A 24,530-nucleotide genomic window follows, 5' to 3' on the forward strand; every position below is an offset into this window, starting at 1 on the left:
GGACAAGGCCAGCGGCGACCACCGTCAGCACCACCGTTGCCGCCCAACCATTTCGGCGCTCAACGCGCCGCCTCCGCTGTGGTACCGACCGTCCGAGACGCAACGCTGCATTTCTCACGGTGAGTGACGTTGCCATGCATATCGGGCCACGTCACTGGGAGATTTGTCAGGAGTTGGCCGGATAGTTCATGCAGTTCGACAAGATCGTCGCGATCTGATTCCGGTGCGCGCCGACCCGGCTCAGACGGTTGAGGTATCGGTGCTGCCCATGAGATTCGACCGGCACCTCGCCGGAGCTACCTGGCGACGGTAGCGGGATATCCAGGTCGGAACAGGCGGATTCGGGAAATCGACGCCGGCGCACCCGCGTACTGATCTGCGGAAAGGACATGGCGAATCACGAGTGAGTTCTCCCTGATATCGCGTTCGGTGCCAAGTACTGTGCGGCATGGGCGAACAGAAGGACTTTATGTCTGGGGACATCGGGTTAGGGGGTGGTGCCCCCCGACAACGGAGGAAGTCAGCGGCGATCGTCGTTCCGATCGTTGCCGCACTCGCGGTGAACACCGTCCTGGCGTCACGGGATACGACGGCCGCGACCGGTGCGCACATCGTACGGCTGCCGGACGGTGATCTACATGTCATCGAAGACGGACCGCCCGATGCGCCCGCGCTGCTGCTCATCCACGGCAACGCCAGCTCGACAGCGTGGTGGGATCGGGTCGTCCCGACCCTCGCCGCCCGGTACCGCCTGATCCGCATCGATCTGCTCGGGCACGGTCGTTCCGCGAAACCCATTGATGAATACGACATTCCGGCACAGGCGCGACGATCCGGCGCGGTCTTGGACCACCTCGGCGTCGCCCGGGTCACGATCGTCGCGCACTCCATGGGCGGCATGGTCGCCACCGCGCTGGCCGAGCAGCGACCCGACCTGGTGACCGCGTTGGCACTCATCGATTCGGCGCCGAGCCCCGACGCCGCCCTTCGGCAGGCGCTGATTCCCCGACTCGTTCCGGTGCCCGTCCTCGGCCAGCTGCTGTGGCGATTGCGCACCGACAAGCGGATCCGCGCCGGACTGGCCACCGCCTTCACCCGCGACATCGACCTCCCTAACGCCGTGGTCGACGGCGTGCGCGGCATGACCTTCCGCTCATTCACCTTGTCGCCCAAGCAAGCTCGCCGGTGCATCACCGCGCGGCCGCTGCCCGATCGCCTCGCTGTCCTCGACCGTCCCGTCCTGGTGGTCTTCGGCAGCGACGATCGGCGAGTGCGATCCGCCGCGGCCGAGGAATACCGAATTATCCCGGGCGTGCGGATCGAGATACTCCCTGGCGTGGGCCATACTCCGATGCTCGAAGACCCGCGGCGAACTGCCGACCTGTTGCTGGCTTTCCTCGGCGCGGGCGTGCGGGAGTAGGCCTTGACGGTCGCCCCGGCGCGCCGGGGCTGCGAGGAGTCTGCCGGATCGCGCCCTCGGATACAGTCGCCCCATGTTCCGCGTATGGGTGTTCGCGCTGGTTACCGCGGTGACGACGACATGGGTTGCGGTTCCCGCCGAGGTGTTGGCGGAGGAGCCTGCCGGGCGTGACGTGATCGCGCAGATGTTCGGCTGGAATTGGCGCTCGATCGGCCGGGAATGCCAGTCGACGCTGGGCAGGCTGGGTTACGGCGCCGTGCAGACCTCGCCGCCGGAGGAGCATGCGCTCCTGCCGGAGAAGGGGTTTCCGTGGTGGCAGAGCTACTCTGCGGTGTCGCACAAGCTGGAGAGCCGGTTCGGTACGCGTGATGAGCTGGCGTCGATGGTTCGTAGCTGTCATGACGCGGGGATGCAGGTCTATATCGACGCGGTGATCAACAACATGTCCGCGACGACCGGGTGCGGCATCGGCAGTGGGGGCACGCCGTACTGCCACTACTGGTATCCGGCAGTGCCTTACAACGAACGCGACTTCCACCATTGCGGGACACCCGACGACGCCGTCACGGACCTCCATGACCGCGCCCAGGTGTTCAACTGCCAGTCGTTCAACGGAGCGGACGTGGCGACCGAGGACGACTCCGTCCGGGACCGCATCGCCGCCTACCTCAACGACTTGCTCTCCCTCGGCGTCGACGGGTTCCGCGTCGACTCGGCCAAATACATTCCGCCCGGCGACCTCGCGGCCATCGAACAGCGGCTCACCCGACCGGCTTACGTCTACCAGGAAGTCATCTACGGCTGGCAGGAAGCGGTACAACCCGAGGAGTACCTCGCGACCGGCGCGGTGATGGACCTGCGCTACGCCGGAACCTTGAGCCAGATCTTCCGCCAGGGACGCCTCGCCTGGCTCCGCACCTTCAGCTCCGCCTTACCGTCGGACAAGACCGTAGTCTTCGTGGCCAACCACGACACCGAACACAACGGTTCCACCATGACCTACGCCGACGGCGACCGCTACACCCTGGCCAACGCGTTCATGCTCGCCTGGCCCTACGGACGCCCAAAAGTACTCAGCGGCTACGCCTTCAACTCCTACGACGAGCCGCCACCCTCCGATCCGCTCGGCCGCGCCATGGACAGCACCTGCGGAGACGGCCACTGGTTGTGCGAACACGCCTGGCCGGGCATCGGCGGCATGGTCGCTTTCCATCAGCAGGTCCAAGGCCAGCCGGTGGTCGACTGGTCCGACAACGGTGGCAACCGGATCGCGTTCGGCCGCGGCAACGAGGGATACCTCGTCATCAACGGTGAGAACTTCCCGGATACCGAAGGCACCTTCCACACCTCACTTCCCGCGGGCCGCTACTGCGATGTCATGCACGGCACGGTCCAGGCGGGAGCCTGCACGGGCCCGACCTACGAGATCGACAGCGCCGGCGTGCTACACGCTGACATCGCCCCGCAATCCGGACTCGCACTCCACACCGGTGCCACTGTCGCCGAATAACTTCGGGTCACCGAGTCGAGTCGAATGGTCGTTGTTGAAGATCAGATAGCGACCATTTGACTCGACTCGATTCTCCGAAAGCCCCTGTCGCGCAACGGCAGCTGCCAGACGGGTGCGGCGTAGTTGGTGGTGTCGAGTCGAGCGGGCCAGCGCAATGCCACTTGACGCAGATTGTGTCCTCTTGACCCATGCTGCAACCTACGTCGTCGTGGTCGCGTTGAGTCGAGTCAAATGGTCGTTGTTGAAGATCAAGTTGTGACCTTTTGACTCGACTCGATTCTCCGAAAGCCCCTGTCGCGCAACGGCAGCTGCCTTACGGCGCTGGAACGGGCCATTACGCACCGAACTTGGTTCCGAAGGGCTCGGTACGCCACCATAGTCGGCCAGTCAGGCTGGAAGTCCACGTCGCGCGCCTGACCGTACGGGGGAAGTCGGGTACGGCACATGACGCGCTCAGCACTATTGGGTAAATACGTGGGACGCGTCCGCCTTCACGAAGAGTCTCCGTCCACGAAACCTCTGCGGCCCCCGAAATCGCACCCCACCGCTTTCCCCGGGAGGGAGTGTTGCGTGGCGATAGGGATGCTGCGGTGGTGACGGCGGCGGCGGGTAGCTACGGGATGCTGCGAGGTGACGGGATGCTGTGTGGCGCATGGCGATTGCCGCGTGGAGTTAGGTATGCCGCGTGGCGACGGCGGCGGCGGGTGGCTCTCGCAGCATCCCGTAGTCGACGTGACCGAGACGTTGTACGACCACCCATCGATCGCCGAATACGTCTACCGTCCAACTCGTGCCATGCCGCTGCGACGCCTCCAACGGCGCACCACACCACCGGGTACCGACGCCCGCGCATTCTCGCCGCTGTACGCAGACGACCTGATTGGGCTCGCCCCGCACTGCTCGGGCGTCGGCCAGGACGCACTCGCCGATCACGGCCGCCGCTACGCCGAGCTACTGCGGGGTGGGACGACCGGGCGGCTCGCCGAGTACCCGGAGCGCGGCACGTGTTCCGCATCCTGCCCAGTCTGGAAACGCAGGCTGTGGTCGCCCGAGCGGAGATCCTCGAGTTCCTCCGCGCGGCGCCGGCAACGTGACGGAGGAATGACGCACGGCCAAGGCGAACCAATCCGTGCTCGGGCTACGGGCAGTGCCCGCCGAGCCAGGCCTCGATGGCAAGCTTGCCGCATGGGTGATCAAAGAATGGGCCGAGGAGTGTTGGTGACGGGAGCCTCCCGGGGGATCGGGCGGGCAATCGCCTTGGCGTTCGCGGAGATAGGCGATCGGGTCGCGGTCCATTATGCGTCGAGTCGCGACGATGGTGAAGAGACGTTGCGCGGGCTGCCGGGCGAGGGACACGTGCTCGTCAGCGGAGACATCGGATCTGCGGAGGCTGTTGCGGGAATCGTGGACGCGGCCATCGAAGGACTCGGCACGATCGACGTTCTGGTCAACAACGCCGCAGTCAACATCGCGCACCCGGTGGCGGACACCGACTACGCCGACTGGCAAGAGACATGGCGAAAAACCATGGACGTCAACGTCTTCGGGACCGCCAACATGTCGTACTGTGTCGCCCGGCACATGATCGACAAGGGTATCGCGGGACGAATCGTGAACATCGGCTCACGCGGCGCATTCCGTGGCGAACCCGAGTACGCGGGCTACGGCGCAAGCAAAGCCGCAGTACACGCACTGGGCCAATCGCTCGCGGTCGAACTCGCACCTCACGGCATCGCCGTCGCCTCCGTCGCACCCGGCTTCGTCGCCACCGACCGAGTCGCCCACCGCGTCACCGACGACGTCCGCGCCCAAAGCCCCTTCGGCCGCGTCGCCGCCCCCGAGGAAATCGCCTCCGCCGTCCGCTATCTCGCCTCACCAGAAGCAACCTGGACCTCCGGCTCCATCCTGAACGTCAACGGCGCCTCCTACCTCCACTGACGAGACCGTCGGTGCCCACCGTCGCGCACTTTCTCGCCCGCCGCGCACGAAATCGCTAGCAATTTCGTGCGCGGCTACACAATTCGTGCGCCGCGAGACCAGCGGTCACCTAACGGTCTGATCGGGTACGGTTGCTCACGATCGAGACTGCACCCACCGCCGAGGCCAACCGGCCCGCTGCCGCGCCTTTTATCGCCCGCTGCGCACGAAACCGCTGGTTATTTGTTGCGCGGCGGGACAATTCGTGCGCGGCGACGTCCTCGATGTGGTGGGTTGGGGTGTGGATATCGGTTGTTCGTAGGACAGAAAGCAAGCGGTGGGCGGCCTACGATTACTGCCTGTAACGTCCTGAATTCGAGGTGAGCCTGCGGGTAGCTGTCGAATAGGTAGTCACTCGTTGGAGGCTTGTATGGCTAATAAAAGATTGTCGGCGGTGCTGAAGATTCTCGGTGTCACGTTTGTGCTGGGAGCGGCTTTTGTCAGCAGTTCGGCGACTGCTCAGGCGGATTGGCGTCTGGCGCCGGTGAAGGTCGGTGGTGCCACTGTGCGCGACTGCTACCACCCTGTTCAGTGGCCTTCCACTGCGTGTCATTCGGTCGGGTATCTCCCCGAGGGGTCAACGGTCCATATCGTCTGTCAGCGGGTGGGGCAAGCCGTTTACGGGGCGTCCGGCATGACTGAGATCTGGGATTATGTCGTAGCGGACGCGGCCAATGCGCACCCCAAGATGGAGGGGCTCGTGTCCGACTCGAATATCTTCACCGGTGCCAACGGTATAGTTACCGAAATCTGCCGCTAGCTCTCGGCGATCCCGTACTGAAGTCGCAGCATCCGCCGATTCTCGGGCGGATCTGGCGTAGCTCTGAAAAGAAGACCCACCAACGGATTACATCAAATCCACTGGTGGGTCTTGTTTCATGTCAGGCTGGCCGGAAACGTTAGTTTGCCGTCGCAACATACCGAAACCGCACCAACTAGCAAGCAGCGAGTCGACGGCCCCATCGTGGGCAAATTGAAGCCGCGCACCGTTTGTGTAACCCGCTCACCCTGTACTGCGGGTGTGCGGTTTATACAACCGGTGCGCGGCTGGGGGAACTACTTCAGCGGACGAAGGTTGAGGCTCGGTCTGCCAGGTCGAGGAGGATCTGGGGGAAGATGCCGAGGATCAGAGTGGCTCCGGCACCGAAGGTTACGACGGTGGTGGTGAGGAAGGGGGAGACGACGAGGGGGGCGTCGGTGGGTGGGTCGGTGAAGAACATCAGGACGATGACTCGGATGTAGAAGAAAGCGGCGATGGCGCTGCAGATGACGCCGATGATCACCAGGAAGGTGGCGTCGCCGGAGGCCGCGGCTTCGAAAACGGCGAACTTGCTGACGAATCCGCTGGTCAGGGGGAGACCGGCGAAGGAGAGCAGGAACAGGGCGAAGACGCTGGCGAGCCAGGGGGAGCGGCGGCCGAGGCCTGCCCATTGGGACAGGGCGCTGACTTCCTCGCCGGAGGTGTCGCGGACGAGGCTGACGACGGCGAACGCGCCGACGGTGCCGACGCCGTAGGCGACGAGGTAGAACAGGATCGCGGAGACGCCCTTGTCGTTGGCGGCGACCAGGCCGGTCAGGATGAAACCGGCATGCGCGACAGAGGAATACGCGAGCATCCGCTTGACGTCGGTCTGCGTGATCGCCATGATCGCGCCGACCGCCATGGTGGCGATGGCGATGGCGGCGAGCACCGGCCGCCAGTCGTCCCGCAGCCCGGGCACCGCGACCTGCAGCACGCGCAACAACGCACCGACTGCCGCGATCTTGGTGGCGGCGGCCATGAACGCCGTAACCGGTGTCGGCGCACCCTGATACACGTCGGGCACCCAGGACTGGAACGGCACCGTGCCGATCTTGAACAGCAGCCCGACCGCGAGCAGCGCCACGCCCAGCAGCGCGAGCATCGCGTTATCCGGATGCAGCGCAATGGCATCGGCGATCCCGGCCAGCTTGACCGTGCCCGCCTGCCCGTACAGCAACGCGACACCGTAGAGGAAGAACGCCGACGAGAACGCGCCGAGCAGGAAGTACTTCAGCGCCGCTTCCTGCGAGAGCAACCGCTTGCGCCGCGCGAGCCCGCACAGCAGATACAGCGGCAGCGACAGCACCTCGAGCGCGACGAACATGGTGAGCAGATCATTCGACGCCGGGAACAGCAGCAGCCCGCCGACCGCGAGCAACGTCAACGGGAACACCTCGGTCGTCGCGATCCCCGCCTTCAACGCGGTCCGCTCCATCGCACTACCCGGCACCGAAGAAGCCTGCGGCGTAAACGCATCCACCCCACGCCCGAGCGTCGCCGCGGCCGCACTCCAGGTCCCGGGACCGCTGCGCGCCTCGACGCGCGGCTCGGCACCGCGCTCGCCCATGAACAGCACACCGAGGATCGACACGACCAGGATGGTGCCCTGCAGGAACAACGTGACGCCGTCCACGGCAACCGCACCGCCGATAGCGGTGGCGTTGGTCCCGGCCAGCAGTATCACCGCGACCAACGCGCCGACCAACCCGACGACGCTCAGCAGCAGCTGCGCGCCGAACCGGAACCGCCGCCCCATGAACGCTTCCACCAGCACACTGACCACCGCGACACCGAACACGATGAGCATCGGCGAAAGATGCCCATATTCGATGTCCGGCGCCGGAATCGCCGCGGCGAGGGTTGTTCCGTAGTCCAAGGAAGTCACTTAGGCCGTCCTCGAGAAGGAGATCACCGCGGCGAGCAGCCCCGCGACGATGAGAGCGATGGCGACGCGAACACTGGTGCGACTCATTTGTGGACACCTCCGGGATGATCGGCCTTACCGGCCTCGGGCAGCGCGGGCACCGCCGGTGCCGGGTCGTGCTTGCCGATGGTGGTCAACGTCTGGCTCACCGCGGGATTGATGAAGTTCAGGATCGGTTTCGGATACACGCCGAGGAACAGCAGCGCCGCGATCAACGGCACCACCACCGCGAGTTCGCGGGGCACCAGGTCGTAGATGCGTTCGTTGCCGTCCTTGACCGGTCCGGTCATCATCCGCTGGTACATCCACAGCACGTACAGCGCCGCGAGCACCAGCGCACCGGTCGCGATGACCGCCGCGACCTGGTAGCGGGCGAAGGTGCCGACCAGCACCAGGAATTCGCTGACGAACGGCGCGAGCCCGGGCAGCGACAGCGTCGCCAGACCCGAGATGAAGAACGTGCCCGCCAGGATCGGCGCCACCTTCTGCACGCCGCCGAAGTCGGCGATGAGCCGGGTGCCGCGGCGCGACACCAGGAAGCCGGCGATCAGGAACAGCGCGGCGGTGGAGATGCCGTGGTTGACCATGTACAGCGTCGCGCCGGTCTGGCCCTGACTGGTCATCGCGAAGATGCCGAGGATGATGAACCCGAAGTGCGAGATCGAGGTGTAGGCGATCAGCCGCATCACGTCGGTCTGCCCGATGGCCAGCAGCGCACCGTAGATGATGCCGATCACCGCGAGGGTGATCACCAGTGGCGCATAGGTACTCGACGCGTCCGGGAACAGCATCAGGCAGTAGCGCAGCATGCCGAAGGTGCCGACCTTGTCGACCACCGCCATCATCAGCACCGCACTCGACGGTGTCGCGGCGACGGCGGCGTCGGGCAGCCAGGTGTGCAGCGGCCACAGCGGCGCCTTCACCGCGAACGCGAACATGAACCCGAGGAACAGCGCGTTGAGCACCGCGGGTGCCGCGCCGAGGTGTCCGGAGTTGGCCGCGGCGACCACCGTGCGGAAATCGAAGGTGCCCGCCGAACCCGCGCCGAGCCCGTCGCGCGCGGTGACCACATACAGCCCGATCACCGCGGCCAGCATGATCAGTCCGCCGAACAGGTTGTACAGCAGGAACTTCACCGCCGCCCGCGACCGCTGCTGCCGCAACTCCAGATTCGCCGACCGCGGCCCGAACCCGCCGATGAGGAAGTACATCGGAATCAACATGGCTTCGAAGAACACGTAGAACAGCAGAATGTCGAGCGAGACAAAGGAAATCAGCACCATCGCCTCGACCAGCAGCGTCAGCGCGACATAGGTGTGCGACACCCGCCGCCCACTGCCGACCTCACGCTCGTCGTGCCAGCCCGCCAGAATCAGCAACGGCACCAGCACCGTGGTGAGCAACACCAGCACCAGCGCGATCCCGTCGACACCGACCGTGTAACCGGCACCGAACGCTGGAATCCACTCGTGGTCCTCGACGAACTGATACTGCGCCCCACCGGGTTCGAAGCGCACCGCCAGCACAATGGCGAACACCAGCACCGCCACTGAAACCACCAACGCCAAGCTCCGCGCCAGCACTCGTTGCGAAGCGGGCAGCACCAGCACGATGACCGCGCCGATCGCCGGCGCCAACCACAACGTGGTCAACCAGGGAAAGTCGGTCACGACCACAACCTCACTGCCAGCAGGGCGGCGGCCACCAGGGCCGCGCCGGTGAACATGGACAGGGCGTACGAGCGCACGAAACCGGTTTGGACTCGGCGGATTCGGCCGGACAGGCCGCCGATGAGGGCGGCGGTGCCGTTGACGATGCCGTCGATGCCTCGGTTGTCGAGGAACACCAGCGCGCGAGTCAGGTAGCTGCCCGGGCGCATGAAGGCCGCCTCGTTGAGTGCGTCACCGTAGAGGTCCTTGCGGGCCGCGATGGTCAACGCGGACACGGCTTCCGGTGCGGTCTGCGGGATTTCGCGCTGCGCGTACTGGTAGTAGGCGAACCCGACACCGATGGCGACCACCACGAGCGCGAGCGCCGTGACGACACCCGCGGGCACGGTCTCTTCGCCGTGATGCGCGCCGACCACCGGCTCGAGCCAGTTCTGCAGCGAGGAACCGAACGCGAACAGCGCACCCGCCGCGACCGATCCGATGGCCAGCAGAATCATCGGCCCGGTCATCACCGCGGGGGACTCGTGCGGATGCGTGTCGGGCTTCCAGCGGCGTTCACCGAAGAACGTCAGGAACATGACCCGCGTCATGTAGAACGCGGTGAGCCCCGCACCGAGCAACGTCACCGTGCCCAACGTCAAACCGCTTGCGCCGCCCTGGTTGAACGCCACCTCGATGATCTTGTCCTTGGAGAAGAACCCGGCGAACGGTGGCACGCCGATGATCGCGAGATACCCGAGCCCGAAGGTGACGTAGGTGATCGGCAGCAGCTTGCGCAGTCCGCCGTAGCGGCGCATGTCGGTCTCGTCGTCCATCGCGTGCATCACCGAACCGGCTCCGAGGAACAGTCCGGCCTTGAAGAACCCGTGGGTGAGCAGATGCATGATGGCGAAGGCGTATCCGGCCGGGCCGAGGCCCGCGGCGAGCACCATGTAACCGATCTGGCTCATGGTCGACGCGGCGAGTGCCTTCTTGATGTCGTCCTTCGCGCAACCGACGATGGCACCGAAAAGCAGTGTCACCGCACCGACCAGGACAACGCCCAGTCGCGCATCGGGTGCCAGGTCGAAGATCGGCCCGGACCGCGCGATCAGGTACACACCGGCGGTGACCATGGTGGCCGCGTGGATGAGCGCCGACACCGGAGTCGGGCCTTCCATCGCGTCCCCGAGCCAGGACTGCAGCGGCACCTGCGCGGACTTACCGCACGCGGCGAGCAACAGCAGCAGCCCGATCGCGGTCAGCGTCCCTTCCCCGGCTTGCGGCGCACCCGCGAACACATCGGTGAAGTTGATCGACCCGAACGTCGAGAACATGACGAACATCGCGATCGCCAGGCCCATGTCACCAACTCGGTTGACCACGAACGCTTTCTTGGCCGCGGTCGCCGCGGTCGGCTTGTGGTACCAGAACCCGATCAGCAGGTAGGACGCCAAACCGACGCCCTCCCAACCGAGATAGAGCACCAGGTAATTGTTCGCCAGCACCAGCAGCAGCATGGCCGCGAGGAACAGATTCAGGTAGGCGAAGAATCGCCGCCGTCCCGGATCGTGGCTCATGTAGCCGATGGAATAGATGTGGATCAGCGAGCCGACGCCGGTGATCAGCAGCGCGAAACACATCGACAGTTGGTCCAATTGGAGGCTGAAGTCGGCCTGCAGGCCAGCGACCGGCACCCAGCTGAACAGGTCGGTGTGGATGCCGCGTTGCGCGTTGTCGCGGCCGAGCATGTCGAAGAACCCGATCCCGGCGACCACGAAGGCCGCCAAGGCCAGCACGGTGCCGAGCAGGTGGCCCCACTTGTCGCTGAAACGACCGGAGAGCAGAAGGAATACAGCGCCTGCGAGGGGCAGGGCGGGCAGCAGCCAGAGCGTCGCCGTCTCCATCTCAGAACTTCAACAGGTTGGCGTCGTCGACCGAGGTCGAGCGGCGGGCACGGAAGATGGTCATGATGATGGCAAGGCCGACAACGACTTCGGCCGCGGCGACCACCATGGTGAAGAACGCGAACACCTGGCCGTCCAGGTTGGCGTGCAGCCTGGCGAAGGTGACGAAGGCCAGGTTCGCCGCGTTGAGCATCAGCTCGATGCACATGAACACCACGATGGCGTTGCGCCGCAACAGCACTCCGGCCGCGCCGATGGTGAACAGCAAGGCGGACAGGAACAGGTAGTTCTGGGGATTCACCGGTTGCCTTCCTCGTCGCTCTGGTTCTCGGTCGCGCCGACGGGCACCGCATCGTCCGCCGCGACCGAGATAACGGCCGCTTCGGTCAGCGCCCGGGTGCGGCGGTGCCGCAGAATGGTGCTGACCGACAGTTCCTCGAAGGACCCGTCGGGCAGCCTGGCCGGAATGTCGACCGCGTTGTGCCTGGCGTAGACGCCGGGCGTCGGCAGCGGGGTGGCGCGGTGGCCCGCCTCGCGGAACCGGCGCACCGACATTTCCCGCTGGCCGATCTTCGGCCCGAACTGCTCGCGGTGCGCGAGCACCATCGCGCCGATGGTGGCGGTGATGAGCAGCGCACCGGTGAGCTCGAACGCCCACACGTAGCGGACGAAGATCAGCTCGGCGAGCTCGCCGATCACGTCGCGTCCGGCGAATCCGGTTGCCGGGAAAGCGATTCCGGATTCGCGGATGCCGCGGGCGATGCCGCTGATCAGCAGCAGGCCGAACCCGAGGCCGACCGCGGCCGCCGCGAGTTGTTGCCCGCGCAGGTTTTCCTTCAGCGATTCGGTGGAGTCGACACCGACCAGCATGAGCACGAACAGGAACAGCATCATGACCGCGCCGGTGTAGACGACGATCTGCACCACGCCGAGGAACAGCGCGTCCTGGGCCATGTAGAACACGGCGAGCACGATCATGGTGGCGGCCAGGCAGATCGCGGAATGCACGGCCTTGCGGGCGAACACCATGCCGAGCGCGCCGACCACGGCCAGCGGCGCGAGCACCCAGAAGTCCACCGCCTCGCCGGTGGAGGTCCGGGTGAGCGGCTCGGCGGCGAGGATGAATTCGTTCACCGCGACCCTCCTTCCACGCCCGCCACGACGGGCTCTTTCGGACTGTCCGGCGCGGCGTTTCCGTTGCTGCCGTTGGTTTCCTGGATGCTGCCCAGCACGTTGCCGAGGTAGTAGTCGCCCTCGTCGGCGCCCGGCTGCATGGCGTGCGGTGGTGCGGTCATGCCCGGCTGCAGCGGCGCGAGCAGCCGGTCCTTCTCGTAGATGAGGCCGGCGCGGTTGTCGTCGGTCATCTCGTAGTCGTTGGTCATGGTCAGTGCCCGGGTCGGGCAGGCCTCGATGCACAGTCCGCAGCCGATACAGCGCAGGTAGTTGATCTGATAGACCTGCCCGTACCGCTCACCGGGCGAAAAGCGTGCGGTCTCGGTGTTGTCCGCGCCTTCGACGAAGATGGCGTCGGCGGGGCAGGCCCAGGCGCACAGCTCGCAGCCGATGCACTTCTCCAGACCGTCCGGGTGCCGATTGAGCTGATGACGGCCGTGGTAGCGCGGCGCGGTCGGCACCTTCTGTTCCGGATAGAACTCGGTGTTCGGCTTCTTGAACATGGTCGCCGCGGTGACCAGGAACCCGGCCAGCGGATCGAACAGCCCCGATTTGGCGACGTCGCGGGGATGTTCGGGCAGCGGCGGTGTCGGGAACCCGAGGAACACCGCGGTATCCGCGGTCGCCGCCGCGGGTTCCGGCTCGGCCGGTGGCGCCGCGCCACCGCGGCGTCCGGCCCGCAGGAACGTGCCGATCAGCAGGACCGAGATCACCAGGCCGCCGATGACGAGCGCCGGAGTCTGCACGTGATAGCCCTCGGCCTGCAGCACCCGTGCGCCGCCGACCAGCATCACCCACAGCAGCGAGGTCGGGATGAGCAGTTTCCAGCCGAGGTTCATGAACTGGTCGTAACGCAGGCGAGGCAAGGTGCCGCGCAACCAGATGAACACGAACAGGAAGCCCCACACCTTGGCGGTGAACCACAGCACCGGCCACCAGCCGGTGTTGGCGCCTGCCCACAGGCTCAACGGCCACGGCGCGTGCCAGCCACCGAGGAACAGGGTGGTGGCGAGCGCGGAAACCGTTGCCATGTTGATGTATTCGGCCATCATGAACATGGCGAACTTCAGCGAGGAGTACTCGGTGTGGAAGCCGCCGACCAGTTCGCCCTCGGCCTCGGGCAGGTCGAACGGTGCCCGGTTCGTCTCACCGACCATGGAGACGCAGTAGATCAGGAACGAGGGCAGCAGCAGGAAGACGTACCAGGTGTCGTGCTGTGCGGCAACGATGCCCGAGGTGGACATGGTGCCGCCGAGCAGGAACACGGTGGCGAAGCACAGCGCCATCGCGATCTCGTAGGAGATCACCTGCGCGGTCGAGCGCAGCCCGCCGAGCAGCGGATACGTGGAACCCGACGACCACCCGGCGAGCACGATGCCGTACACGCCGATCGAGGTGATCGCGAGGATGTAGAGCACCGCCACCGGCATGTCGGTGAGCTGCAGGGCGGTGTGGTGACCGAAGACGGAAACCTCGGGCCCGAACGGGATCACCGCGAACGCCATCACGGCCGGGATCAGCGAGATGATCGGCGCCATGATGAAGATCGGCTTGTCCACGATGGCCGGGACGATGTCTTCCTTGAGCGCCATCTTGACGCCGTCGGCGATGCTCTGCAGCATGCCGAACGGGCCGATCCGGTTCGGGCCGATGCGCATCTGCATGCGCGCCACGATCTTTCGCTCCGCGACCACCGCGATCATCGGAATGAGCAGCAGGAAGATGAAGATGGCGACGGACTTCCCGATCACCAACCACAGGGGATCGTGGCCGAACAAACTGAGGTCACTCATGCCTGTGCTCCTTCATCCTCTCGTCGGCCCGCCGCAGCGCGACGATGCCGCCGGGCTGGGTGGCCAACTGTTCGGCGATCGAGCTGCCCGGTGAGTGCTGCGGCAGCCAGACCACCCGGTCGGGCAGGTCGGTGATGACCAGCGGCAGCGTGACGGTGCCGTGGTCGCTGGCGACGGTCACCAGATCGTCTGTCGCGGCACCGATTTCGGCCGCGGTCGCGGGGGACAGCCGGACGACCGGAGTGCGGGCGATGCCTGCCAGGTTGGGTTCGCCGTCCTGCAGGCGGCCCAGGTCGAGCAGCATCCGCCAGCTGGCCAGCACCGCGGTGCCGGGTCCCGGCTGGGTCAGCGGATGTGGCCGGTGTGCGGGCGCCGCGACGGCCGCGCCGTCCCAGGCGCCGAGTTCGGCGAGTTCGGCGCGGGCCGCATCGGTGTCGGGCAGGCCGAGGCGCACCTTCATCTCGTCGGCAATCGCTTGCAGCACACGCTGATCCGAGAGCGGGGCGGACTGGCGGCGCACCATGTCGTCGCCCAGCGCGGCGGCGAACGGACGCGGCCTGCCCTCCCAGTTGCGGAAGGTGCCGGACTTCTCCATGGCCGTGGCGACCGGGAACACGACGTCGGCACGGTCGGTGACCGCGCTGTGCCGCTGTTCCAGGCTGACGACGAAACGTGCCGCATCGATGGCGGCCAGCGCACCGCTCGGGTCCGGCAGGTCGGCGACGTCGACGCCACCGATCACCAGCGCACCGAGCCCGGGCGCGGCTTCGAGGATGGCGGCGGTATCGCGACCGGCCGTGACGGGCAGGTCCGGCACATTCCACACGGCCCGAACCTGTTGGCGGGCAAGCGGATCGGCGACCGGGCGACCGCCGGGCAGCAGGCCCGGCAACGCACCGGCCTCGACCGCACCACGCTCACCGGCCCGACGCGGCACCCACGCCAGCGCGGCGCCGGTCTCGTCGGCCAGCCGGACGGCGGCGGACAGCGCACCGGGAATCCCGGCCATCCGCTCACCGACCATGATCACCGCGCCGGGTTCGCGCAGCAGTCGCGCCACATCGGCGATCTGCGTGGGATCGGCTCCCGCAGTGGCGGTTTCGCCGGTACGCACGGCATCGAGCAGGTGCGGCTCGGCACCGGGCATCGCCTGTATCAGCCTGCCCGACATCCGATCCAGACCACGCGAGGAATACGGCGCCATCGAGTAGATCGGCAGGCGGCGCTTCCGTGCGGCCTTGCGCAGCCGCAGGTAGACGATCGGCGACTCTTCCTCCGGCTCGAAGCCGACGAGCAGCACGATCGGCGCGGACTCCAGGTCGTCGTAGCTGACCGCCATGCCCTGGCCCGCGACGCGGGCGGCGAGGAAGTCCGCCTCCTCGGCCGAGTGCGCCCTGGCGCGGAAGTCGACATCGTTGGTGCCCAACGCGATTCGCGCGAACTTGGCGTAGGCGTAGGAGTCCTCTTCGGTGACTCGGCCACCGACGAGGACACCCGCGCTGCCGAACGCGGCAGCCAACCCCTCCGCGGCCGCGGCGAGCGCCTCGGACCACGAAGCCGGTGCGAGGTTGCCGTCCCAGCCGCGCACCAGTGGCGTGGTGAGCCGGTCACGTTCGGTCGCGTAGGCGAACGCCCAGCGGCCCTTGTCGCAGTTCCATTCCTCGTTGACCTGCGGGTCGTCCCCGGCCAGCCGGCGCAGCACCTTGCCGCGCCGGTGATCGGTGCGCTGGGCGCACCCGGAAGCGCAGTGCTCACACACATTCGGGCTCGACACCAGATCGAACGGGCGGGCCCGGAACCGGTAGCTGGTGCCGGTCAGCGCGCCGACCGGGCACACCTGCACGGTGTTGCCGGAGAAGTAGGAATCCAGCGGCTCGGCCTGCGCCGTGCCGACCTGTTGCAGCGCACCACGTTCCAGCAGTTCGATGAACGGGTCACCGGCGACCTGCTGGGAGAACCGGGTGCAGCGCGCGCACAGCACGCAGCGTTCCCGGTCCAGCAGCACCGCGGTGGACAGCGGAATCGGCTTCGGATAGGTGCGCTTCTCGCCCTCGAACCGGGTTTCGGCGCGACCGGTGGACATCGCCTGGTTCTGCAGCGGGCACTCACCGCCCTTGTCGCACACCGGGCAGTCGAGCGGGTGGTTGATGAGCAGCAGCTCCATCACGCCCTCCTGCGCCTTGTCGGCGACCGGGGAGGTGAGCTGGGTGCGCACCACCATGCCGTCGGTGACGGTCATGGTGCACGAGGCGACCGGCTTGCGCTGGCCCTCGACCTCGACGATGCACTGACGGCACGCGCCGACCGGGTCGAGCAGCGGGTGGTCGCAGAAGCGCGGGATCTGGATGCCGATCAGCTCGGCGGCCCGGATCACCAGGGTGCCTGCGGGCACGCTGACCGTGGTGTCGTCGATCGTCACGGACACCAGATCCGCGGGCACCACTCCGCTGGTATTAGCGTTCACGGTGGCGGTCATCGCACTCCTTCCGTGTCCTGATTACGCGAATGCGGCACGGCCGCAACGCCGTTCGCCCACGCGGTGGTCCGCGCCGGATCGAACGGGCAGCCGCCGCTGGTGACGTGCTCGACGTACTCGTCGCGGAAGTACTTCAGCGACGAGATGATCGGGCTCGCCGCGCCGTCGCCGAGCGCGCAGAACGACTTGCCGTTGATCGTGTCGCTGATGTCGAGCAGCTTGTCCAGATCCGATTCGGTGCCCCGGCCGGACTCGATCCGTTGCAGCAGCTGGACGAGCCAGTACGTGCCTTCCCGGCACGGGGTGCACTTGCCGCAGGACTCGTGCATGTAGAACTCGGTCCAGCGCAGCACGGCACGCACCACGCAGGTGGTGTCGTCGAAGATCTGTAAAGCCTTGGTGCCCAACATGGATCCGGCCGTGGCGACACCCTCGTAGTCGAGCGGCACGTCGAGGTGAGCGTCGGTGAACAGCGGGGTGGACGAACCACCCGGGGTCCAGAATTTCACCGTGTGCCCGGTGCGCACGCCACCGGCGTAGCCGAGCAGTTCGCGCAGCGTGACGCCGAGCGGTGCCTCGTACTGTCCGGGCCGGTTCACGTGCCCCGAGAGCGAGTAGAGCGTGAAGCCAGGAGACTTCTCGCTCCCCATCGACCGGAACCAGGCGGTGCCGTTGAGCAGGATCGCAGGCACGCTGGCGATGGATTCCACGTTGTTCACCACGGTCGGGCAGGCGTAGAGACCCGCGACGGCGGGGAACGGCGGACGCAGTCGCGGCTGGCCGCGACGGCCTTCCAGGGAATCGAGCAGCGCGGTTTCCTCACCGCAGATGTAGGCACCCGCTCCGGCGTGCACGATGAGTTCGAGGTCGTAGCCGGAGCCGAGGATGTTGCGCCCCAGGAACCCCGCCTCGTAGGCCTGCGCGACCGCGGCTTGCAGTCGGCGCAGCACCGGCACCACTTCACCGCGCACGTAGATGAACGCGTGCGCGGCACGGATGGCGTAGGAGCCGATGATGATGCCCTCGATCAGCGCGTGCGGACTCGACAGCATCAACGGAATGTCTTTGCACGTACCGGGTTCGGACTCGTCGGCGTTGACGACCAGGTAGTGCGGTTTCATCACGCCGTCGGGTCCGGCGCCCTGCGGGATGAAGCTCCACTTCATGCCCGTCGGGAAGCCCGCGCCGCCGCGGCCGCGCAGTCCGGCGTCCTTGACGGTCTGGATGACCTGGTCCGGCTCCATCGCCAGCGCCTTGCGCAGTCCCTGGTAGCCGTCGTGGCGACGGTAGGTGTCCATCGTCCATGACTGCGGGTCATCCCAGTACCTGCTGAGTACAGGGGTCAGCGTCATTTAGGCGCCCTCCGAATCCTGTTGCGGCCCAGGAGCATTCATGTTCTGCTCGCGCGCGGCATGCAGACCGGCCAGGGTGGCCTCGCCTGCCGCGTGATCGAGCACGCCGGGTCGCTCGTCGGGGAAACCGGCCAGGATGCGCGCGGTCTCCTTGAACGTGCACAGCGGCGCGCCACGAGTCGGCGTCACCTGCTGACCCGCGCGCAGCGAATCCACCAGGGCCTGCGCCGATTCCGGGGTCTGGTTGTCGAAGAACTCCCAGTTGACCATGATCACCGGCGCGAAATCGCAGGCCGCGTTGCACTCGACATGCTCGAGGGTGATCTTCCCGTCGGCGGTGGTCTCGCCGTGGCCGACGCCCAGATGCTGTTCCAGCGCGGCGAGAATGGCGTCGCCACCCATCACCGCGCATAGCGTGTTGGTGCACACGCCGACGTGGTAGTCGCCGGTCGGGGTGCGCCGGTACATCGAGTAGAACGTGGCCACCGCGGTGACCTCGGCGCCGGTCAATCCCAGCTGGTCGGCACAGAAGTCGATGCCGGTACCGGTGACACAGCCCTCTTCGGCCTGTACCAGGTGCAGCAGCGGCAGCAGCGCCGACCGCGGTTCCGGGTAACGGCCGATGATCTCCTTGGCGTCCAGTTCGAGCCGCTCACGGATGAACGGCTGGAACGGTTCGGGCCGGGTGCTGAGCTTGAGCATGATTTCGGGCCCACCCGTCACCCGGCCACCACCCCTCATCGAATCGCTTCGCGATGCATCATTCATCGGTCCACTCCGCCCATGACGGGGTCGATACTCGCGACCGCGGCGATCACGTCGGCGACCATGCCGCCTTCGCAAGTCGCCGCTACCGCTTGCAGATTGGTGAACGAGGGGTCGCGGTAGTGCACCCGGTAGGGCCGGGTGCCGCCGTCGCTGACCATGTGCACGCCGAGCTCGCCGCGCGGTGACTCGACGGCGGTGTACACCTGACCGGCCGGCACCCGGATGCCCTCGGTGACCAGCTTGAAGTGGTGGATGAGTCCCTCCATGGACGTGCCCATGATCTTGCCGATGTGCTTGGGGGAGTTGCCGAGTCCGTCCGGGCCGAGCTGCAGGTCGGCGGGCCAGGCGATCTTCTTGTCGTCGACCATCACCGGACCGGGACGCAGCTTGTCCAGGCACTGTTCGACGATCTTGAGCGATTCCTTCATCTCGTCCACCCGAATCACGTAGCGGCCGTAGCAGTCACAGCCCGTGGTGGTGGGGATGTCGAATTCGTAGTTCTCGTACCCGCAGTACGGCTGCGCCTTGCGCAGATCGTGCGGCAGGCCGGTGGCGCGCAGCACCGGGCCGGTGATCCCGAGGGCCATGCAGCCCTGCAGGTTCAGGTAGCCGATGTTCTGCGTGCGGGCCTTCCAGATCGGGTTCGAGGTGAGCAGCTGTTCCATGTCCTTGAGCCGTTTGGGCATAAGGGCAAGCAGCTCACGGACTTTCGCGACGCCGTCGTCGGGCAGGTCCTGCGCCAGGCCGCCCGGCCGGATGTAGGCGTGGTTCATCCGCAGGCCGGTGATCGTCTCGAACACGTCGAGGATCAGTTCGCGTTCGCGGAAACCGAACAGCATCGGGGTGAGCGCGCCGAGCTCCATGCCGCCGGTGGCCAGCGCCACCAGGTGCGAGGAGATCCGGTTGAGCTCCATCAGCATGACCCGAATGATGCTGACCCGCTCCGGGATCGCCTCGGTGATGTCGAGGAGCTTCTCCACGCCGAGGCAGTACGCCGTCTCGTTGAAGAACGGCGACAGGTAGTCCATCCGGGTGACGAACGTGACGCCCTGGGTCCAGTTGCGGAACTCCAGGTTCTTCTCGATGCCGGTGTGCAGGTAGCCGATGCCGCAGCGGGCCTCGGTGACCGTCTCGCCCTCGATCTCGAGGATGAGCCGCAGCACGCCGTGCGTGGACGGGTGCTGCGGGCCCATGTTGACGACGATGCGTTCTTCACCGGCGCCGCGCAGCGAGTCGGAGACTTCTTCCCAGTCCTGACCGGCGACGGTGACAACAGTGGGTTCCGGCCCAGCGTCGCCTGCGACGTCGGGCCGGATGTCTGTTTCGTTCAGCCCACCCGTCGCCCGACCGCCACCCCTCACGGAATCGCTTCGCGATGCAGTCATTAGTTGTACGCCCTCCGCTCGTCGGGCGGCGGTATCCGCGCGCCCTTGTACTCGACCGGGATCCCGCCCAGCGGGTAGTCCTTGCGCTGGGGGTGACCGCGCCAGTCGTCGGGCATCAGAATTCGAGTGAGCGAGGGGTGCCCGTCGAAGATGATGCCGAAGAAGTCGTAGGTTTCCCGCTCGTGCCAGTCGGTGGTCGGATACACCCCGTACAGCGACGGAATGTGCGGATCGGTGTCGGGGGTGGACACCTCGACGCGCAGCCGCCGGTTGTGCGTGATCGACATGAGCGGATACACCGCGTGCAGTTCGCGGCCCGCGTCGTCGGGGTAATGCACGCCGCTCACGCCGAGGCTCAGCTCGAAACGCAGTGCGGGATGGTCACGCAACACCTGCGCGACGGCCACCAGGTGCTCGCGGTGCACGTGCAGGGTGAGTTCGCCGCGGAACACGACGATCTTCTCCAGCGCGGTCTCCAACCGGGTGCCTGCCGCGCCGAGCGCGGTACGCAACGCGTCGACGACCTCGTCGAAGTAGCCGCCGTACGGTGTCGGCGTACTGCCGGGCAGGCTGACCGGGCGGACCAGGCCGCCGTAGCCGGAGGTGTCGCCGGAGCCGGTGACACCGAACATGCCGTGCCGCACGCCGATTACCTCGGCGCCGGCCTGCTGCTCGTCCTCGCCGGGCAGGGTGCCTTCCGGTCCTGCCGTCGCGGCCGCGTCGGTGTCGTCCTGCGCGGTGGTGGTGTTGTCGGCGGAATCGAACGTCATCGCAGCAGACCCTCCATCCGGATGGTCGGCGTCGAGGCCAGCGCCGCGGCTTCGGCGGCCTTGATGGCCTCTTCGCGATTGACGCCGAGCGGCGACTCCTGAATCTTGGCGTGCAGCGCCAGGATCGCGTTCAACAGCATCTCCGGGCGCGGCGGGCAGCCGGGCAGGTAGATGTCGACCGGGACCACGTGGTCGACGCCCTGCACGATGGCGTAGTTGTTGAACATGCCGCCCGAGGACGCGCAAACGCCCATGGCGAGTACCCATTTCGGCTCGGTCATCTGGTCGTAGACCTGACGCAGCACCGGGGCCATCTTCTGGCTGACCCGCCCGGCGACGATCATCAGATCGGCCTGCCGCGGCGAGGCGCGGAACGCCTCCATGCCGAAGCGGGCGATGTCGAAACGGCCACCGCCCGTTGCCATCATCTCGATGGCGCAGCAGGCGAGGCCGAAGGTTGCGGGCCACAACGAGCCCTTACGCATGAACCCGGCGAAATCCTCGACGGTGCTCAGCAGGAATCCGCTGGGCAGTTTTTCCTCTAACCCCATATCCGACTAACCTTCACTTCCACTCGTCGCCCGAACACGTTGCGCGGCAATCACTCCCAGCTGAGCCCACCGCGTCGCCACTCGTAGGCGTATGCCACCGAGACGTTGAAGATGAACAACGCCATCGCGGCAAGACCGAAGAGACCGAGCGCATCGAAGTGGACTGCCCACGGGTAGAGGAACACGATCTCGATGTCGAAGATGATGAACAGCATGGCGGTGAGGTAGTACTTCACCGGAAAGCGTTGGCCCGTCACGTTTCCCGGGCCGCCCGCGATGGCATGCGGTGTCGGCTCGATGCCGCATTCGTACGCCTCGAGCTTGGCCCGGTTGTACCGCTTCGGCCCGACCAGGGCCGCCATGACGATGGAGAACACCGCGAACGCCGCGGCGATCGCGCCTAAGACCAGAGTGGGCATCTCGATATTCACGACTGCGCTCTCCCTTTACTCTGCGCTAGCCCCTCCTTGCGAGCTGGAGCTTGCGGGTGGGTCGTCCGTTGCCGGACGGCAGCTTCCGAGGCGGGCTGACGTCGTTGTCCGCCTCGGCCAGGCACGCCCCATGGCCTGCTCGACGCGAGTAGGGCTGGTACCCGCGCTGGTGTGAGCTAGGGCACAGCCTACAACTGATCGCTCTGAGTGCTGCACGTTTGGTCGCTGCGTTTGATCGAATTCGCGACGTCGATTCATGACTGAAACGGGGGTAATCCGGGGTCTTGTCACGTGACGTTGGTTGACCGGTCAGTCTGTCCTGCGAAAACCCGGCTATTGCAGCGGTTTTCAGGGCGTCATCGGGGCGTTCGCCAGGATCGGGTCGCGAGGTCGAGCGGCTAACTCACCGCTTCCTTGCGGATCGAACGCGGCGGGTTTGTCCGAATTGGCGGCGGTGCATCGAGTGCAGGTCAAGAGCGATTGATTAATACACACTCTGCATAAGTGAGTATGCGGAACCGGACTTTTCAGGCTGCCGAACGGTTGCGCAGCAACCCGACGACCGCCTCGGTGAGCCGGATCGGATCGATCGGATGCGACACCGCCGCTTCCGCGCGCGACCAGTTGGCCAGCCAGGCGTCGTCGGGACGCCCGGTGAGCACGAGTACCGGTGGGCAGTGCTCGATTTCGTCCTTGAGTTGCTTGGCGATGCCGAGCCCGCCGGTCGGCGCCGACTCGCCGTCGAGGATCAGTAGGTCGAAACCGCCCGCGTCCATGCGCTCGATCACCACGGGGCCGGTGGCCACTTCGAGGTAGTCGAGGGACGGTAGTTCGGGGTGCGGGTGTTTGCCCAGTGCCAGGATCACCTGGCGCCGGGTATCGGCGTCGTTGCTGTATACGAGGACCCGCAGAGGGGTGGAACGAGTCGAGTCGGCCACCAGCGCATGCTACTTCCGCGAGGGTCTCGTCCGTGGCATGTTGGGGTAGATCGACCTCCGCGCGTCGCGGGCTCGGTCGATCGCGCACGTCATCGGGAGTGCTTGCCGCTGAAGGAAGATCGCAAGTTATCCGTAAGAATCGGCCGGTAGAGTCCCCGAAATGCGGGGCGATCTAACCCAGGTGCTCGTCGATACCGACGTGTGGACCGATGAAATGCTGGACAGCACCGGGATTCCGGTGATCGATGTGCCGTTCGTGACGATCGGCAGTGGGATCGGCTCGTTCGTCACCTACGACACGTTGCGGATCTTCGGGGTGCCCGCGCGGTCGATGGCGGTGCTCGGGCCGCAGGAACACCCGTGGGCGTCCTATGAGTATCTGACGCGGGTGTCGCAGATTCCGCGCGGCGAGCGGTTGCGCAGTGACTCGGCCTCGGAGCCGGACAACATGTGGGGCTTCCCGTCGTATGCGGTGCGGGAGGCGATCGCGGACAAGTCGATCAGGCCGCTGTGGAATGTGTTCGTGGAGCCGATCTTCGCCAACTACTACACGCCGCGTGCGGGGCAGGCGTTCGTCGGGATGGAGCGGGAGTTCCGGCGGATCGACTATGCGAGTTCGTTGCATCGTGGGCAGGTTCGCATGGTGCGCAAGCGGCAGGGTGGTGGGTACTTCACCATTCTCACGCCGGCGGCGGGGTCGACGCCGACCAAGCGGGTGGCGTTTCGCAGCACGTATGTGCATGTGGCGGTGGGGTATCCGGGGCTGAAGTTGCTGCCGGATCTGCAGGAGTATCGGGAGACCCACCGCGACCCGACGCGGGTGGTGAATGCGTATGAGCCGCACGAGCACGTCTATCAGGCGTTGCAGCGCAGGCCGGGGACGGTGCTGATTCGCGGTAGCGGGATCGTGGCGAGCCGGGTTTTGCAGCGGCTCATCGATGATCGGGACAAGTTGCAGTTGAATACGCAGATCCTGCATCTGTTCCGGACCTATGTCGCCAGATCGCACGGCAAGAGTGTGTTCAACCGGCGCAAGGGTGCCGACGGCTGGGCGTATCAGGGGTTCAACTATCCGAAGTCGGTGTGGGGCGGGCAGCTCAAGCAGAAGATGCGTTCGCTGCAAGGGGAGCAGCGGGCCGAGGCGTACAAGGAGATCTCCGGGACGAATACGCCGATCCGGTATTCGTGGCAGGAGCAGTTGAAGCGCGGGCGCAAGCAAGGCTGGTATCAGGTGATGGCGGGGACCATGCGGGCGCCGCGGCCCGCCGAGGGGCGGCAGGGTGTGGTCGCCACGATCATTCCCGATCCGACCGCGGAGTTGCCGACGCCGCCGCCGACGCAACCGTTCGACGCCACAGTCGATTACATCATCGACTGCACCGGGCTCGAAGCCGATATTCGTGAGCATCGGTTGCTGGCGGATCTGCTGGATCATGCGGGGGCCGGGCGTAATCCGGTGGGGCGCCTCGACGTGGACACCACGTTCGAGTTGATCGGCACGCGAAGTGGCACGGGACGCATCTACGCATCCGGTAGCGCGACCCTCGGCGGGCCGTTCGTCGGCGTCGACACCTTCCTCGGGTTGCAGATCGCCGCGCAGGAGATCGCGGACGATCTTGCGGCGCTGGGGTTCTGCCGTCGGATGGGTCCGCTGCGCTCGACGCGGCAGTGGTGGTCCTGGGTCACGAACAAGAAGATTTGAGC

At 66.3% G+C, this 24,530-nt stretch carries 19 protein-coding genes and 1 pseudogene; 5 read left to right on the forward strand and 15 right to left on the reverse strand.

Translation table 11 applies throughout. The annotated features are described in order from the left end of the window. Positions 1-559 precede the first annotated feature (559 nt). The 4 genes from ACFWF1_RS42490 to ACFWF1_RS42505 all read left to right on the forward strand — a co-directional run bounded on the left by ACFWF1_RS42490 (position 560) and on the right by ACFWF1_RS42505 (position 5,667). Positions 560-1,420 (forward strand): alpha/beta fold hydrolase, encoded by an 861-nt coding sequence (locus ACFWF1_RS42490; protein WP_379288710.1) that lies wholly within the window; start codon positions 560-562, stop codon positions 1,418-1,420. Between the two features lie 73 nt (positions 1,421-1,493). Beyond that, the gene (locus tag ACFWF1_RS42495) at positions 1,494-2,930 is read left to right on the forward strand and encodes an alpha-amylase family protein (protein ID WP_379288711.1); all 1,437 of its coding nucleotides are present in this window, start codon (positions 1,494-1,496) and stop codon (positions 2,928-2,930) included. Between the two features lie 1,218 nt (positions 2,931-4,148). After that, on the forward strand, positions 4,149-4,868 hold the full coding sequence (locus ACFWF1_RS42500) for an SDR family NAD(P)-dependent oxidoreductase (protein WP_379288712.1): 720 nt from the start codon (positions 4,149-4,151) through the stop codon (positions 4,866-4,868). A gap of 409 nt (positions 4,869-5,277) precedes the next feature. Further along, the gene (locus tag ACFWF1_RS42505) at positions 5,278-5,667 is read left to right on the forward strand and encodes a hypothetical protein (protein WP_379288713.1); all 390 of its coding nucleotides are present in this window, start codon (positions 5,278-5,280) and stop codon (positions 5,665-5,667) included. A gap of 301 nt (positions 5,668-5,968) precedes the next feature. Here ACFWF1_RS42505 and nuoN read toward each other — a convergent pair whose 3' ends face one another. The 15 genes and pseudogenes from nuoN to ACFWF1_RS42580 form a co-directional block, all read right to left on the reverse strand. Continuing rightward, entirely contained in the window at positions 5,969-7,594 is a 1,626-nt protein-coding gene (gene nuoN, locus ACFWF1_RS42510) for an NADH-quinone oxidoreductase subunit NuoN (RefSeq protein ID WP_379288714.1), read from the reverse strand. A gap of 83 nt (positions 7,595-7,677) precedes the next feature. Beyond that, on the reverse strand, positions 7,678-9,303 hold the full coding sequence (locus ACFWF1_RS42515; RefSeq protein WP_379288715.1) for an NADH-quinone oxidoreductase subunit M: 1,626 nt from the start codon (positions 9,301-9,303) through the stop codon (positions 7,678-7,680). Continuing rightward, positions 9,300-11,189, reverse strand: a complete 1,890-nt coding sequence (gene nuoL, locus ACFWF1_RS42520) for an NADH-quinone oxidoreductase subunit L (RefSeq protein ID WP_379288717.1) — start codon at positions 11,187-11,189, stop codon at positions 9,300-9,302. Before nuoL ends, ACFWF1_RS42515 begins: the two co-directional genes overlap by 4 nt. Position 11,190: 1 nt before the next feature. Next, complete coding sequence (gene nuoK / locus ACFWF1_RS42525; protein WP_379288719.1) at positions 11,191-11,490, reverse strand: NADH-quinone oxidoreductase subunit NuoK; 300 nt, start codon at positions 11,488-11,490, stop codon at positions 11,191-11,193. Beyond that, the gene (locus ACFWF1_RS42530; RefSeq protein ID WP_379288721.1) at positions 11,487-12,323 is read right to left on the reverse strand and encodes an NADH-quinone oxidoreductase subunit J; all 837 of its coding nucleotides are present in this window, start codon (positions 12,321-12,323) and stop codon (positions 11,487-11,489) included. The genes nuoK and ACFWF1_RS42530 overlap by 4 nt, the downstream gene beginning before the upstream one ends. Continuing rightward, a complete protein-coding gene (gene nuoI / locus ACFWF1_RS42535; RefSeq protein ID WP_379288783.1) occupies positions 12,320-12,943 on the reverse strand; it encodes an NADH-quinone oxidoreductase subunit NuoI in 624 nt (207 codons plus the stop codon). The genes ACFWF1_RS42530 and nuoI overlap by 4 nt, the downstream gene beginning before the upstream one ends. Further along, a pseudogene (gene nuoH / locus ACFWF1_RS42540) lies at positions 12,926-14,155 on the reverse strand (NADH-quinone oxidoreductase subunit NuoH); the annotation flags it as partial. The pseudogene nuoH and the gene nuoI, both read right to left, overlap by 18 nt. Beyond that, complete coding sequence (locus ACFWF1_RS42545; protein ID WP_379288723.1) at positions 14,148-16,631, reverse strand: NADH-quinone oxidoreductase subunit G; 2,484 nt, start codon at positions 16,629-16,631, stop codon at positions 14,148-14,150. The pseudogene nuoH and the gene ACFWF1_RS42545, both read right to left, overlap by 8 nt. After that, on the reverse strand, positions 16,628-17,983 hold the full coding sequence (gene nuoF, locus ACFWF1_RS42550; protein WP_379288725.1) for an NADH-quinone oxidoreductase subunit NuoF: 1,356 nt from the start codon (positions 17,981-17,983) through the stop codon (positions 16,628-16,630). The genes ACFWF1_RS42545 and nuoF overlap by 4 nt, the downstream gene beginning before the upstream one ends. Continuing rightward, positions 17,984-18,685 (reverse strand): NADH-quinone oxidoreductase subunit NuoE, encoded by a 702-nt coding sequence (gene nuoE / locus ACFWF1_RS42555; RefSeq protein ID WP_379288785.1) that lies wholly within the window; start codon positions 18,683-18,685, stop codon positions 17,984-17,986. 62 nt (positions 18,686-18,747) lie between these two features. Then, entirely contained in the window at positions 18,748-20,136 is a 1,389-nt protein-coding gene (gene nuoD / locus ACFWF1_RS42560) for an NADH dehydrogenase (quinone) subunit D (protein WP_379288727.1), read from the reverse strand. Beyond that, a complete protein-coding gene (locus ACFWF1_RS42565) occupies positions 20,136-20,906 on the reverse strand; it encodes an NADH-quinone oxidoreductase subunit C (RefSeq protein WP_379288729.1) in 771 nt (256 codons plus the stop codon). Before ACFWF1_RS42565 ends, nuoD begins: the two co-directional genes overlap by 1 nt. After that, complete coding sequence (locus ACFWF1_RS42570) at positions 20,903-21,457, reverse strand: NuoB/complex I 20 kDa subunit family protein (RefSeq protein WP_379288731.1); 555 nt, start codon at positions 21,455-21,457, stop codon at positions 20,903-20,905. The genes ACFWF1_RS42565 and ACFWF1_RS42570 overlap by 4 nt, the downstream gene beginning before the upstream one ends. A 50-nt stretch (positions 21,458-21,507) precedes the next feature. Continuing rightward, positions 21,508-21,876, reverse strand: a complete 369-nt coding sequence (locus tag ACFWF1_RS42575; RefSeq protein ID WP_379288787.1) for an NADH-quinone oxidoreductase subunit A — start codon at positions 21,874-21,876, stop codon at positions 21,508-21,510. A gap of 539 nt (positions 21,877-22,415) precedes the next feature. Further along, the gene (locus ACFWF1_RS42580) at positions 22,416-22,826 is read right to left on the reverse strand and encodes a hypothetical protein (protein ID WP_357388762.1); all 411 of its coding nucleotides are present in this window, start codon (positions 22,824-22,826) and stop codon (positions 22,416-22,418) included. 160 nt (positions 22,827-22,986) lie between these two features. Between ACFWF1_RS42580 and ACFWF1_RS42585 the strand changes: the two genes are divergently transcribed. Next, on the forward strand, positions 22,987-24,528 hold the full coding sequence (locus ACFWF1_RS42585; RefSeq protein WP_379288733.1) for a hypothetical protein: 1,542 nt from the start codon (positions 22,987-22,989) through the stop codon (positions 24,526-24,528). The last annotated feature ends 2 nt before the right edge of the window (positions 24,529-24,530 follow it).

It is taken from the genome of Nocardia sp. NPDC060255 (genome assembly GCF_042727395.1).
Classification (GTDB): domain Bacteria; phylum Actinomycetota; class Actinomycetes; order Mycobacteriales; family Mycobacteriaceae; genus Nocardia.